The organism is Nonomuraea sp. NPDC004702 (assembly GCF_053601695.1).
Window position 1 is genome coordinate 1 of record NZ_JBSGCE010000132.1, and the last position, 13,224, is coordinate 13,224.

14 protein-coding genes are annotated in these 13,224 nt (G+C 66.7%); 3 read left to right on the forward strand and 11 right to left on the reverse strand.

Going from position 1 to position 13,224, the window contains the following annotated elements; translation table 11 throughout:
* The first annotated feature begins 87 nt into the window (after window positions 1-87).
* Entirely contained in the window at window positions 88-1,284 is a 1,197-nt protein-coding gene (locus tag ACWEJ6_RS52715; protein ID WP_452433224.1) for an IS701 family transposase, read from the forward strand.
* Window positions 1,285-1,780: 496 nt separating this feature from the next.
* Here the strand turns inward: ACWEJ6_RS52715 and ACWEJ6_RS52720 are convergent, their stop codons facing one another.
* The 6 genes from ACWEJ6_RS52720 to ACWEJ6_RS52745 form a co-directional block, all read right to left on the reverse strand.
* Window positions 1,781-2,743: a glycosyltransferase family 2 protein gene (locus ACWEJ6_RS52720; protein WP_452433225.1), complete on the reverse strand. Its 963-nt coding sequence runs from the start codon at window positions 2,741-2,743 to the stop codon at window positions 1,781-1,783.
* A 107-nt stretch (window positions 2,744-2,850) separates the two neighbouring features.
* Window positions 2,851-5,289 carry a glycosyltransferase gene (locus tag ACWEJ6_RS52725; protein WP_452433227.1) on the reverse strand — a complete coding sequence of 813 codons (2,439 nt, stop codon included), beginning with the start codon at window positions 5,287-5,289 and terminating at the stop codon, window positions 2,851-2,853.
* A gap of 158 nt (window positions 5,290-5,447) precedes the next feature.
* On the reverse strand, window positions 5,448-5,795 hold the full coding sequence (locus tag ACWEJ6_RS52730) for a hypothetical protein (RefSeq protein WP_452433228.1): 348 nt from the start codon (window positions 5,793-5,795) through the stop codon (window positions 5,448-5,450).
* A 265-nt stretch (window positions 5,796-6,060) separates the two neighbouring features.
* Complete coding sequence (locus tag ACWEJ6_RS52735; protein WP_452433229.1) at window positions 6,061-6,204, reverse strand: hypothetical protein; 144 nt, start codon at window positions 6,202-6,204, stop codon at window positions 6,061-6,063.
* A gap of 112 nt (window positions 6,205-6,316) precedes the next feature.
* A complete protein-coding gene (locus ACWEJ6_RS52740; protein WP_452433230.1) occupies window positions 6,317-6,487 on the reverse strand; it encodes a hypothetical protein in 171 nt (56 codons plus the stop codon).
* 268 nt (window positions 6,488-6,755) lie between these two features.
* Window positions 6,756-8,078, reverse strand: a complete 1,323-nt coding sequence (locus tag ACWEJ6_RS52745; protein ID WP_452433232.1) for a serine hydrolase domain-containing protein — start codon at window positions 8,076-8,078, stop codon at window positions 6,756-6,758.
* Between the two features lie 494 nt (window positions 8,079-8,572).
* Here ACWEJ6_RS52745 and ACWEJ6_RS52750 point away from each other — a divergent pair, with 494 nt between their 5' ends.
* Window positions 8,573-9,094 carry an orotate phosphoribosyltransferase gene (locus tag ACWEJ6_RS52750; RefSeq protein ID WP_452433233.1) on the forward strand — a complete coding sequence of 174 codons (522 nt, stop codon included), beginning with the start codon at window positions 8,573-8,575 and terminating at the stop codon, window positions 9,092-9,094.
* A gap of 7 nt (window positions 9,095-9,101) precedes the next feature.
* Here ACWEJ6_RS52750 and ACWEJ6_RS52755 read toward each other — a convergent pair whose 3' ends face one another.
* From ACWEJ6_RS52755 to ACWEJ6_RS52765, 3 genes are all read right to left on the reverse strand, one after another.
* Complete coding sequence (locus tag ACWEJ6_RS52755) at window positions 9,102-10,025, reverse strand: tyrosine-type recombinase/integrase (RefSeq protein ID WP_452433234.1); 924 nt, start codon at window positions 10,023-10,025, stop codon at window positions 9,102-9,104.
* Window positions 10,026-10,376: 351 nt separating this feature from the next.
* Window positions 10,377-10,700: a helix-turn-helix domain-containing protein gene (locus tag ACWEJ6_RS52760; RefSeq protein ID WP_452433235.1), complete on the reverse strand. Its 324-nt coding sequence runs from the start codon at window positions 10,698-10,700 to the stop codon at window positions 10,377-10,379.
* Complete coding sequence (locus tag ACWEJ6_RS52765; RefSeq protein ID WP_452433237.1) at window positions 10,697-11,833, reverse strand: tyrosine-type recombinase/integrase; 1,137 nt, start codon at window positions 11,831-11,833, stop codon at window positions 10,697-10,699. The genes ACWEJ6_RS52760 and ACWEJ6_RS52765 overlap by 4 nt, the downstream gene beginning before the upstream one ends.
* 81 nt (window positions 11,834-11,914) lie before the next feature.
* Here ACWEJ6_RS52765 and ACWEJ6_RS52770 point away from each other — a divergent pair, with 81 nt between their 5' ends.
* Complete coding sequence (locus ACWEJ6_RS52770) at window positions 11,915-12,295, forward strand: DUF6245 family protein (protein ID WP_452433239.1); 381 nt, start codon at window positions 11,915-11,917, stop codon at window positions 12,293-12,295.
* Between the two features lie 47 nt (window positions 12,296-12,342).
* Here ACWEJ6_RS52770 and ACWEJ6_RS52775 read toward each other — a convergent pair whose 3' ends face one another.
* Both ACWEJ6_RS52775 and ACWEJ6_RS52780 read right to left on the reverse strand, forming a co-directional pair.
* Window positions 12,343-12,660, reverse strand: a complete 318-nt coding sequence (locus ACWEJ6_RS52775; RefSeq protein ID WP_452433240.1) for a hypothetical protein — start codon at window positions 12,658-12,660, stop codon at window positions 12,343-12,345.
* 168 nt (window positions 12,661-12,828) lie between these two features.
* Complete coding sequence (locus ACWEJ6_RS52780; protein WP_452433242.1) at window positions 12,829-12,987, reverse strand: hypothetical protein; 159 nt, start codon at window positions 12,985-12,987, stop codon at window positions 12,829-12,831.
* Window positions 12,988-13,224 lie beyond the last annotated feature (237 nt).

Genomic DNA, 13,224 nt, shown 5'->3' on the forward strand with positions numbered 1-13,224 from the left:
ACTACTGGAGACGCTGGCTCCAACATCACGAAATCAGGCTGTAGTACTAGTACTACAGCGAGCCTTTGAGATCTGTAGCGTGGAAACATGCCAGATGACTTAACCGCTGCTGATCTGCGGGCGTGGGTTACGGGGCTGGATGCGTTGTTCGGCCAGGTAGCGGGCCGGTTCGGGCGGGTGGAGCCGCGTCGGCAGGCGCGGGCTTATCTGCTGGGGTGGCTGGCGCCGATCGAGCGCAAGAACGGCTGGCAGCTGGCCGAGGCGGCCGGGGATGCGACGCCGGATCGTATGCAGCGCCTGCTCAACAGCGCCCGCTGGGACCCGCGCCAGGTGCGCGTTGATCTGCGTGAGTACGTGATGGAACACCTCGGCCACCGCGACGGCGTGCTGATCGTGGACGAGACCGGGTTCCTGAAGAAGGGCGACAAGTCGGCCGGGGTGCAGCGCCAGTACTCCGGTACCGCAGGCCGGGTGGACAACTGCCAGGTGGGCGTCTTCCTGGCCTACGCCTCCCCGCTCGGGCGGGCACTGATCGACGCCGAGTTGTATCTGCCCCAGTCCTGGACCGATGACCGTGATCGCTGCGCCCAGGCCGGCATCCCGGCCGACGCACCCTTCGCCACCAAGCCGATGCTGGCGCGTACGATGCTGGCCCGCGCGCTGCAGGCCGGCGTGCCTGTGTCGTGGGTGACCGCGGACGAGGCCTATGGCATGGACTTCAAGTTCCGGCGTTTCCTGGAAGAACACCGTCTCAGCTACGTGGTGGCCGTACCCAGGAGCCAGTGGATCGGCACGGGCTGGGGCGGGCAGATCCGTGCCGACACCGCCACCGCCCAAGCTCCGGCCGAGGCGTGGAAGCGCCGCTCCTGCGGCCGCGGCGCCAAAGGCGAGCGGCTGTATGACTGGGCGCTGGCGTCGGTACGTTTCGAGGTCGAGCCCGGCTATCAGCGTTGGCTGCTGGCCCGGCGCAGCCTGACCCCCAACGCCAAGGGCGAACGGGAACTGGCCTACTACCTGTGCCATGCCCCGGCCGGCACCACCCTGGAAGACCTCATCACCGTCGCGGGCAGCAGATGGGCCATCGAGGAATGCTTCCAGAGCGCCAAGAACGAGACCGGCCTGGACCACTACCAGGTGCGCCGCTACGACGCCTGGCACCGCCACATCACTTTGGCGATGCTCGCCCACGCCTACCTGGCCGTGACCGTCGCGCACTTCCCAAAAGCCCAAGCGGGCTGGTCCGCCTCACACCAGCCGAGATCCGCCGTCTCCTGGCACACCTGACCAGCACTCTCGTCCCACCCCTCGCCCATGCCTTGGCGTGGTCCCACTACCGGCGCCTCCATCAGACCCGCGCCCGAGCCAGCCACTACAGAAGACATCGTCTGAAACATCTCAAAGCCTCGCTGTAGTACTAGCACGGGTTCTTCGTCCCCCGACGCACAAGCCCGGCACCACCATCCTGACCCCGCCCTCCGGGGCTTGCTTGAGCCGTGTGCCACGAGGAGTGGCCCCGCGGTTCTAAAGGGCCGCAGGGCAGCAATGCGTCTCAGCTCCCCGCTGACTCCAGGGCCTCCTACGAGGCTGCGCCGCCACTGACGACGTGGGGACGATCGAGACGACTGGTCATCCGTCCCAACTGGAGCGGGTCGTGCGCATCGCTGAGGACGAACCGCCGCAGCGCCGCCAGGTGCCACCGGGATTCCAGAAATGATGGTCCTGTGGTCCGATGGCCCCAGGTGGAAACCCTTCTGGTTACCCGGCCAGGACACGCCGTTGATCAATACCTCGAGGCGGGCTCGAGTTCGCTCGGCAACCCCAGATAGTGATGGGCCTGGTTTGTCAGGGCCGCCTCCACGCGCTGGATGTGGCTGTACTGCTGGCGTACAATGCGCTGCAGCTCCATGAGGACCCTGAGAAGCTGGTCCATCTCCCCGGCTCGGCTGAGGATCTCGTCGGGCACCCGCACATCGTCGTGGCAGGCATCCTGGTTCTGCTCGAGCAAGGCATGGGCCCATGCCTGGGTGAGGGGCTTGAACAACGTGGCATGGTTGGCCACGATCCGGGCCCGGGCGGTGAGATCGTTCTCAGCGGCCTCCACGTGCAGGCCGGTGTCCTTGTTGCGTGCTCCGAACAGCGGTTCGTGAATGTGGTGAGCTTCGAATCCCTTTTCAGCGCAGCTGATCCAGAAGTCCCAGTCCTCACCGGCCTGCATGTGTTCGTTGTAGCCGCCGGCGACCTCCCAGACTTCGCGGCGGTACAGAGAGCAGTAGAACATGATCAGCCGCTGAAGCAGCAGGTCCTTGTTGTAGGCCGGCAGGGACACCACCTCGGGCTGAACGTCCTCGATGTCGGTGAAGATGAAGAGATCGGTGGAGGCGATGGCGATGTCCGGCATCGCGTTGAGTACCGCCGTGGTCTTTTCCAGCATGGTCGGAGCGATCACATCGTCGGCGTCCAGCGGCAGGATGTAGCGGCCGGCCGCGGCGGCGATGCCGGCGTTGCGTGCGGCGGAAACTCCGGCGTTGGCCTGGCTCAGCAGCCGGATGCGCCGGTCGGGATGGCGGTCGATGAAGGCTTGGGCCACCGCGGCGGAGTCATCGGTGCTGCCGTCGTCGACGACAATGATCTCCCAGTCGCCGAATGTCTGCCTGAGCACGCTGTCCAGGGTTTTGGGCAGGTAGCAGCCATAGTTGTAGCAGGGGATGATCACCGAGACTGCCGGTTCGCAGCTGTCACTCATTGCGGGGTCCTTCGGTTCGAAGCATTCATGGTTCTTTGCTCGGGGCACGCCGGCCGGCCGACACGTCGGGTCCTGGGGACAGCCCCCTTGGCTTGGCAGTCGCCTGTTCAGGGAACCGGTGTGGCAGGTTCGCTCGTCCAGTGGTGGGGGTGCAGCACTTCGAGCTTGGGCAACGCCCAGCACGTCGTGCCCATGTCCTTGGCCATGGCCGCCAGGCCCTCGGTCTCGACGAGATGCTGGTAGGGGACAGGCGGGAACACCAGCCCCGCACGGTGCAGGTCCCCCCGCACCAGCAGCACGGTGCCGCCGACCGAGTCGATGCGGACGAGTTCATGCGTGCCCAACTCGTCGAGATAGGCCCTGCCGAATCCTCTGGGGGGTTGCAGGATGTCGTCGCGGATCCACTGCGCCCAGTTCAGCGCGGCGGCCTCCGGCCGTAGGAGGAAGGTGTTGAGGTCGTAGGTAGGCCCGTTGGGCTCGCTGACGCAGTGCGGCACGACGATGTCCTTGCGCGCCGCGAGCAGCCGTTGGATCAGATCGGGTGGGTAGCTGGTCACGTCGACGTCGATCCAGAGCACCCATTCCTCATCGGTGAGGGCACGGGACAGGAGATGGTTACGGACCCTGGCCAGCGCGGACCTGCGTTGGCGTTGGACGCCGGGCTCCCAGCGCTGCCCGGGCAGCCGGACCCCGGCATGGTGGCGCACGAGCGTGACGCGCCGGTACTGCTGCTGGAGTCCGGGCAGCGCGGACTGGAGCATGTCCCAGGTGTCGTCCTGACTGTCGCCCTCGATCAGCCCCAAAGAGAGCCTTTCGTGCGGGTAGTCCAGAGCGCCTATGTTCTCCAGATGCCGGGGCAAGAACTGGGCCGCGTCCTTGACCGGCGTGAGCACCAGGACCGAGGGGCGTTCGTGCGTGGGCGCCGGAGCCAGCTCGCTGATCACCCACCTGGCTCGGTGGGCGCGAAGGGCATCAGTGTCAGTTCTGGTGCGGGAATCTGTCTCGGTGCTTGTGCTCGTCTGAGCGTCGGTGCGGGTTTCGGCGTCCAGCAGGTCTGCGGGAGCCAGTGGCAGTCGCGCCGCCAGCGTCAGGAGTTGCTCGGTGTAGTCGTCGCCGCGCCACACCTGGGTGGCGCAATCGAAGATCCGTTCGAAGTGAGCGGGCTCGAAGGTGTTGTTCTCGTGGCACACATAGGTGCACAGTTCCGGTGCGTCGACGGAGACGAAGCGGCTATGGGTGACGATGTGAGCCGCAACCGGGGTGTCTTCACCTCGGCGTTGCGTCGGGTAGCGCGGGAGTGCGTCCTTCGCGCAGAGCATGGTGCCCTCCCAGATGCGCACGTGCGAGACGGCCAATTCACGGCGTGCGGGCCGCCACAGGTGCTGCCGCGTGAGGAAACACGCTTGGGCGCCGAGCGCGAGGACGGTCGCCATCTGGACCTCGACCCGCTCCGGGTCGTAGAGATCGTCGTCGTCCCACTGGCAGACGTAGGTTCCGGTCGCGCGGTCCACCGCGATATTGCGTAGCGCTCCTAGCGGCTGCCCGGCCGGTGGGAGTCGATGGAAGCGAATGCGCTCGTCGCCCAGGCCGCGGACGTACTGTTCCAGCGCATCATTCAGCCCGTCGTCCACCACGACCAGCTCTTTGTTCGGGTAGGTCTGGGCGAGGAAACACCGGATCGCCCGCTCGGCGAAGGCTGGGCGGTCCTTGGTCACCATCAGACACGACACGGACGGCGCCAGGGCGCCCGAGGCCCAGCGGTGGCGTTGCTCGTCCAGGCCGAAGGCCCCGTCAGCGAGAGGGCGCAGATCCTGGCTGGCCCAGAACTTCACCCTCCTGTGCGAGGACCTCCGCGGTTCCCAGGTATCTTCTGCGGCCCAGCTGCCGGCTCCATGGTGCACAGCGTAGGCCTGGTCAAGATCGGCTTTTTGCTGCCCGAACAGCTCGCCCGCATGCGGGCTCATCTTGGGATACAGAAGTTCAGAGCCGACCACGGCGATTGAGCTGGGGTCCGGCGCATTCTCCAGGGCACGCGTGAGGAAGAAGGGACCCGACGCGTCCAGAGCGTTGGGCAGGCGGTGAGTGCGGACCAGCTCCCGATGCGCGTGCGCCCAGAACGGGTGCCCCGGCCTCGAAGCGATGAACGCATTGCCTACGATGCGGCCCAGACCCCGCTGACGTGCCAGCGGCAGGCGGGCATGTAGCGGCGGCTCACATCCGAGCACGAACTGGCGGCCGGTGAGCAGTTCGCTCACCGGCCGCAGGCACTCGACATCCAGGTCGGCGTACACCCCTCCGAAATGGTCCAGAAGGAAATACCGGACCGCGTCGGCACGCATGACCGGATTGGAGTAGCCGTCGTAGATCGGGAGAAACCAGGGATAATGCTCGGCGAGAAATGAGCGACTTTCGGGGTCGGTCCACAGACGGTAGTCCCACCCCGGATGATGTCGTCTCCAGGAGTCCACCCACTTCTGCCACCGGGTAGGCACTTTCGTGTCCACCCATGCCTGGTGGATGACCGCCGGAATGCTTTGCTCAGACATTCACACAGAACTCTCAATATCGTGACCGTTTGAGGTATTCGCCGACATTCAGGGAACTGAAGCTCGGGCGCTGCTGAGGCATCACCCCATGCGAACATCATGAGCAGTGCTTTCTGGCTTACATCAGGAGCATCCAGTTTCCCCGCGCCAGCTAGTCGTCAGTGCCTGATGTTGATGCAGACGACGCTCGGATGCATCATAGGCATGAAGAGGTAGTTGCTGGTCACCGTAGCAGACTGAGCACTGCACGTGTTCACCTGCGTATTGCCGCCCTGCTTTTTACCCGACGGACTCCGATCGATGTTGATGCATGTGACCGTGGGGCGCCCCATGATGTCGCTGAAGTAGGGATCGATATCGGACTCGGACGCGCTGTTGCAGGTGTTCACCTGCGTGCTCCCGTCTCCGCTGCCGTCAGGCCAGGTGGTGGCCCCTGCCGTGTCAGCGCCAAGTACGACGATTCCCAGTGCCGTGCCAAGGAGCGCAGCAGATTTGGCAATCTGCATAATTGACCTCCACATTTCTCGACGTGGTCTTGAGTCGTATCGTGCATACGCTGTCCAGCGATTTCAAATACCCCGCTGCAGGGCGTGTCTTCCCGCACGACAGAGGCAGGTTTAGCCTGTCGCGTGTGGACCGAATTGGGTTGAATCTGTAGGGCTGCGAAGCAGACCGCGAGCGCATTCCGATGGCGTGCCGGCCTGCCTCCCCTTGCCCATCGGCACAGCTCAAGTGGGCGAAGGATAAAGGGCGGTCACGGATACGGCGGGGTCAAGCGCGCCATAAAGGGGTGCCCGCGCCGAGGCGGATACGGTCCCCTGACAGCTCGCGCACGGCTTTGATCACGCCGTAACCGGGCAGTGGGCCGTCGGAAATGGCCAGCAGCACGAGATAGCTCTGTTCACGTAGTGCCATATCGGCACATATCGCTAACCGTACTTCGGTCAAAAGGAGCGGCCCATGTTGTGCCGTTGCTTGGCCACCGTGGCCGGGCCGAGCGCCTTGCCGGGCTTTCGCACGCTGACGGTCAGCGCGCCGGTCGCGGCGGGTCGCGGTAGGCGATCAGGTGATCCTCGGTGACCTCGAGCAGCGCCACCGGCGGGGTCAGGGTGCCCAGCCAGCGCAGGAAGGCCGCCAGCACCTGCAGCCGGGTCTGCCGGGTCGAGACAGAGGTGCTGTGCTGCAGCCAGCCGGCCACCACGTTCCAGTTGGGGGTGCCACCGGAATGCGGCGGAAACGGGCCGCGTAGGCGGCTGATCAGACAAAAGCCAGATTTTGTCCGGTCGGCCCCCTACTTTGCCCTTGGCCGTAGCTTCGGGAGTCCTGGGCCAGGTCAGGTGGTGGGCACGGCGATACCGGATAGGGCCCCCATTCCGCCGGGTCTTCCGCTCAGCAGCGGGGAGCTGCTGAGCAGGCTCGATGCGATCGGATGTGCCCGGTAGCAGCTTCGTTGACGGCAGGCCGATTCAGCGGATCCGCCTGGCCGCCCTACCGCCCAGGTGCAGGAACGCGACCTCACCCGCGTCGTCTCGCAGGAAGCGGCCGACGGCACGCTGCGGGTCGGCGGCGATCGTCACGTCGTCACAGCCCTCGACCAGCGCGAGCGGCATGTCGGGCATGCCCTCCACACCCGCGGCCACCAGTTCGGGTCGCAGCACGAATCGCGCCGTCAGACCTTCGTCGACCTCGAAGGTCCACTGCCCCGCGTCGTAGCTGCCCGCGTACTCCGGCGCGGGTTCGCGCAGCGCCAGCCGTGCGGCCTGAGGCTTGGCGTCGAGCAGATGCTCCAGGCACCAGTCGGTCACCAGCTTGCCCAGCACCTTGCCGGGCGCGGAGTTGGTGAGCGTGGTGACGGCGAAGCCGCGCTCGGGCACCAGCACGAACGTGGACAGCTGCAGGTTGCCGATGTTGCCGCCGTGCGTGACCAGTCGCACGCCCGCCTCCTCATCCAGCAGCCACGGCAGCCCGATGCCGGTCCACGGCACGCCGACCCGGACGTGCTCCGCCTGCATCAGCTCCCTGGTGGCGGCTCCGACCGGCTCCTCGCCGCTCGCACCCAGGTGGAAGGCGGCGTAGCGGAGCTGGTCGCGCACCGACGACACCAGCCCGCCCTCGGGCATGCCTTCGCGGAACAGTCCCCACGTGTGCGCGACCTGCGGGCCGTCCTCTCCTACGGCGTGCCCGACGGCGTGCGACCGCGTCGCGACCTCCCAGGGGAAGAAGAAACTGGAGCTCATGCCCAGGGGTTCGAGCACGATCCGACTGACCGCGCTCTCGTACGGCTCGCCGCACACGACCTCGATGACCCTGCCGAGCAGCCTGAACCCGGCGTTGTTGTAGGAGGCGAGCGCGCCGGGCGGGAAGAGCTGGGGCAGCTGGCCGTAGGTACCGATCGAAGCGGCCAGCGCGCCGGTGTCCCAGCTCTCGCCGTCGTCGATATCGCCGAGGAATCCGCCGGTGTGGGTGAGCAGGTGCCGGATAGTCAGCTCGTCGGCGGCCCGCTCGTCGGCGAGCTGGAAGCCGGGCAGATACTGGCGCACGCGCCCGTCCAGGTCGAGCCGACCGCGTTCGACGAGGTGCATGATCGCTGTCGCCGTGATCGTCTTGGTGGTCGACCCGATCTGGAACAGCGTGTCGCCCGTCACGGGGGCCGGCGCGTCGACGCTGGTGACGCCGGTGGTGAGGACGTGGTCCGCGCCATCGAAAAGCACGCCGACGGCGGCACCGGGGACATGGAGGGATTTCACCTTGCTGTCGAGCAGGCTCTGCAGATGGTTAAGGTCAGCCATCCGTTCATCCTGCCGACAGCGAGAGCGGTGGGCTTCGTCCGCCCGCACCATTTCCGTCGCGCTGTTCGTCCAGGAGTCAGGGACGCCACCGCTGGCCAGCCGTCTCCGGTCATGCATCCTGGGTGCCGTTAAGAACCGCGCCACCAACCCCAGGCGGCAGCATCTTTTCCCAGGCCGGGCGGGGTGTCCTCCGGAGAGGCGTCGACTCGCCAGGGCCGCCGCAGCTCTCACGTGTAAGCCATTGACCTGAATATTCTCGCTCGTTTGGGGCTGGTGGCGCGGTTCTTAACGGCGCGTCGGCCGTGAGTTCAGCCAGACTGAAGGACTTTCATCACGAACATGCTCCAGTTCGGTTGGTGAGGACTGAAAACGCGGAGAGTTCGTCAGAGTCCCCGGAGGCGCCGCTCCAAAGGGATCACTGCGATCGGCAACCGCGACTGCCGTGCTGGTGGACCGTGGAGAGGTCCGTTCAGGCGGTCTGCCATGCTCGTGTTGTGACTGATGTGGATCTCGCCCGTCGGGTTCGTGACCGTAGCCGGTTGAGTGGCCGGTTCGTGTTGCGTTCGGGACGAGTGGCCGAGGAGTACTTCGACAAGTACCAATTCGAGGCCGACCCGGCCCTTCTGGATGAGTTGGCGTCGGGGATGGTGTCACTGGTTCCCGAGGGGACCGAGGTGTTGGCCGGCCTGGAGATGGGCGGCATCGCGGTGGTCACGGCGCTGGGGCGGCGCACCGGCTTGCCATGCGCGTTCGTGCGCAAGACAGCGAAGTCCTATGGCACTGTCCGGCTGGCCGAGGGTGCCGACGTCAAGGGACGGCGCGTCCTGGTCGTTGAGGACGTGGTGACCTCGGGTGGGCAGATCGCGATCTCCACTGGTCAGTTGCGTGATCTAGGGGCTCAGATCGACCACGCGTTGTGCGTCATCGATCGGCAGGAAGGCGGCGCCGAGGCCTTGGCCGCGGATGGGATCCGGCTCCTTTCGCTGCTCAAGCGCGAGGATCTCGAGCAGGACTAAGAGTCACTCAAGGTAACTGAGACACCCGGTCGAGTTCGTCGGCGAGCAGTTTCTCGGCGACGGCGGAGTATCTTGCGGCGGTGCTGTGGGAGATCCCGAAGACCAATGACAGGTGGAGCGGGTCCGCCCCTCCGGCGAGGGCTTCGTGGAGGATGCGGTCCTTGCGTATCCGGTCGACGCCGCATCCGGCGTGGTTCATCCGCAGCGTCACGAATTGCTGGCTGATCGAGCTTGTGCCGTGGGCGGTCTTATCGCTGATGAGGATGTGCGGGTTGCTAGTGTGCGGCCAGGTTGCGCGGCGATGGCGGAGCCAGCGGCGTAGTGCTCGATGGCTGAGGTCGCCGAGCCGCTGATGACGGCCGGCGAGGGTGATTCGCCGGTTGGCCAGGTCGAGGTCATCGAGGGTCAGGCCTCGGATGGCCCCAGTGCGAGCCGCGTTCTCTGCAGCCAGGGCGATGATGACTCGTCCGGCGAGGTCGTCAGCCTGTTGCTCGACGGCCCGGATCTCCTCATCAGCCATCGGAAGCAGGGCGAAGTCCGCCGAGCGAGCCTTCAACCCGGTCGTCGGGTTGGAGAAGATCAGACCGCGCTTCTTGGCGAATCCGAAGAGCGATCGCACTGCGCTGGTCGCGGTGTGGCGTTGCGAGCCGCTGAGCGGTCTGAGCGCTGCGCTGATGTCGGAGCGAGTGACCTCCCGCAGGTGGTCGTAGCTCGCTGCCCAGTCGTCGAGGAATGGCCGAATAGCTCCGAAATAGACATAGATGCTGGATACGGACCGGGGCCGTGACCTGGTATCGCCGTTGAGCAGGACCAGCAGCCACTGCCGGACGGGAGTGATGAAGCCGGATGGGAGGCGGCATGTGGCGCGGTCGATCCAGGATCTGATCGCGGGAGCGGAGTCGTCGTGGAGCAGGTCCAGATCGGTGAGCACTTCAATGGGTCGAGGCCGCGACACCCAGCGGTGCGGCCGGGCTCGGACCTGGCTGAGCGGGACACGCTCCCCTGCGGGGAGGCCAGTCAGCATCGTGACCAGCCCATCGAGCACGCATCTAGCTAGTGGTCGAGGGGTTCCAACCGCCGATTTGGCCGAGTTCTTGGGCGTGACGTGCCGCTGTCTGCAGCACCGGATCATTTGCCGTCAACGCTGGGTGCTGCCAGCGTGGCGGGACTGGCTGGCCGTTCTTGCGCCGGTAGTAGGAGGCCAACGCTGAACAGGAGTTCCTGCAGTAGACCTGATTCCGGCGTCGCTTCTCTGGCAACGAGGTGCCGCAGTGTGCGCAGTTCATCGAGGCGGTAGTGACCGCCCGGCCCCGGTGCGCGGGGTGACCCGCCGATCTTGGCCGACCGCCGTGGCCTGGTCGTCGTTGTGGCGGCGCGGCTGGGCGACAGTGTCGGGTTCGTGGATCAGTAGTTCGTCGACGCCACAGCCCAGCACGGTGCAGATGACGTCGAGCTCGTCGAGCTTGACCACGTTGGGGCTTCCCGACCACAGTCCCGACATCTTGCCGGCGCTGATGACCAGGCCACGTTCGGCGAGCATCCGCTGGAATTCACTGGCCTTCCAGATTCCGCGGTTCGCGGCCGCCAGGCGCAGGTTCCATTTCATCGGGTGAGTCCTTTCCATCGGTCGGCGACGCGGCGCTGTCCGGTGACCCAGGCGTCTTCGACATGGGTGGCATGCACGTGGATGTATCTGGCCGTGGTGCCGGTCCAGGCGTGACCGAGCAACTCCTGGATCGCGAAAAGGTTCATCCCCGCCAGGTAGAGCTGGGAGGCGCAATAGTGCCGCGGCACGTGCGGCGTTAGCCGTCCCGACCAGGTCGGCAGATACCGGTCGACGGCGTCGATCAAGGCTCGGCGAAACACGTCCGCCGTGGCGCGGGTGCAGGTGCCCTCGGCGGTCTTCCGCTCCGAGGGGAACAATGGGGTGCGGTGGCTGGACAGGTCGAGCTCGAACAGCCCTAGGACGTCTTCGATGAACCAGCGCAGGCTGCGATCGGCGCCGTTGATCAGGGGCACCAACCGCGGCTTGGGCCCTTTGCGGCGAGACCCCTTCCCATGGCGGACGTTCAGCTTGCCGAACCGGCCCAGCTCCCAGCGCACGTCCTCCAGGTCCAGCATCCGGGCCTCGTTGATCCGTAACCCGACGTCGGCGACCAGCCGGGCCACGGCGTAGTTGCGGGCCGCTGGAGCAAACTTGCGGCAGCTCAGCAGCTCTTCGCGCCACCCGGCGAACAGCTGCTCGATCTCCTCGACGGTCGGCGGGACGCGCAGCTGCGGATCCACCGACAGCCGCGGCCGGTTGACCTCATCGAGAGGACACTCGACGACCCGGCCGGTGAGGTTGTGCAGCTCAACCTTGTGCCGAAGCTCCAAAAACCGGAAGAACACCGTCAGAGCAGCCGCTCGCCCGGTGCGAGTGGAGGGCTTGGCGTCTCGCAACACCTTGCCGAAGTAGACGTCGCCGTCTTCGGGCTGCATCTCCCACAGCGGCCGGCCGAACCAGTCCCGGATCAGCTCCAGGTGATTGGCGTCGTTGCGGATGGTGCTGTCGGTCAGCCCTGCCGACGCGCGAGCCAGCACGAACCCCGCCAGGATGTCCGTCTCGAAGGCGACGAGATCTTCTTCGCTGCCTGGGACTCGATGATCGCGTAGGTCTCGTACGACTCCCAGCGCCAACTCACACCTCCCGACTTCAGCCCCGCCGCCATTCCATCGCTCCCGTGACAGGAGCTTCACGGAGAGTGAAGTTACTTCGGTGGGCGGTGATCGATCTGGCAAACAGGAGAAGACGCAGTTCGCAGGCAGCGAGCGTGCAGAGTGAGGAGGATCCAGCGCCCTCAACTCAAGAACTGTTGCTTACCCCTACTGCGCTGGCAGGTGCTGCGGGTGGCCGGCCCCTTGAAGCTCGTCGCCCAGGACCCCTCGACCGGGCCGGTCCCGCCGGCGGCCGCGCACGCCGCCGAGGGCCTGCAGAAGCTCCTCGGCATCGCCGGCACCGGGCAGGTGCCCGACGTGGAGGCGGTCAAGGAGGGGTCACCGAGATCGAGGCGGCCCGCCAGTGCCTCGCCTCGTCGACGCGATCGACAACGTCGACATCCTGCCGAAGATGCTCAGTGGCCTGTCGGTGTTTCTCGACAAGGACTGATGCGCGCCCGGAAGCCGCCGGACGCTTCGGGCCCCCTACGCGCGCACGTGTAGGGGGGGTCTGGAAACTCCGGAAACTCCGCCGCGGGGCGACCGTGCGGTCACAGGCCGATGCCGCGCATGGGGTTGTCGCTCCACTTGTCGGCGGAGCGGATGTAGCCGTGCACGACGGGGGAGGTCTCCGACCAGCGGCCGTGCCGGGCGATCGCCGAGACCGGCGCCCCGTTCTTGGCGGCGGCGGTGGCCCCGCCGGCGCGCAGCGAGTGCGCGGTGTAGGTCTCGGCGCCCGGCAGGCCGACCCGCGTCGCGGCGCGGCGCACGATGAGGTTCAGGCCGTGCCCGCTGATCCGCGGGGCGGTCTTGCCCGAGGCGCCGGTGTGGCCGGTGGTGATGCGGCCGTGCCGGTCGATGCCGCGCAACAGCGGCCCGGCGGTGACGCCGTGCTCGGCCAGGGCAGGCGACCCAGGCCTGCACGACGCCCACCGGGCAGGTGTCGGGGTGCGAGCCGTAGGGCAGGGGCACCACCTCGCCGCGGGCGTCCTGGCCGGTCTTGGACTGGCGGATGGTGACCTCCAGGCCATCGGCGGTCAGCGCCAGGTCCTCGAGGCCGAGGGCGGCCAGCACCAGCGGCGGCCCATCAGGGCGAAGCCGAGCACCAGGGCGGCGCGGTCGCGCAGGCCGGCCAGGGTGGCGCGGTCGCATCCACCGATCATCCGGCGCAGCAGGGCGAGCTCGACCACAGCCAAATAGGCGACAGTTGATTACGCGAGGTCGCCAGAGTGGCATCCCTACGGCAGGCGGACGTACAGATCGGCCTGCGGGCGGCCGGAAGCAGACCGATCTGCCGGCCGCCCAGAGGCTGGGCAGCGGAGTGAGCGCGCGTCGCCGGGCCTCGATCCCGAACGGCTCGCGGCCGACGCCGACCACCTTTTCAGCAGACTGAGCCGGCTCCCCGGCGAGACCGCCACGGCCCGGGCCGAATC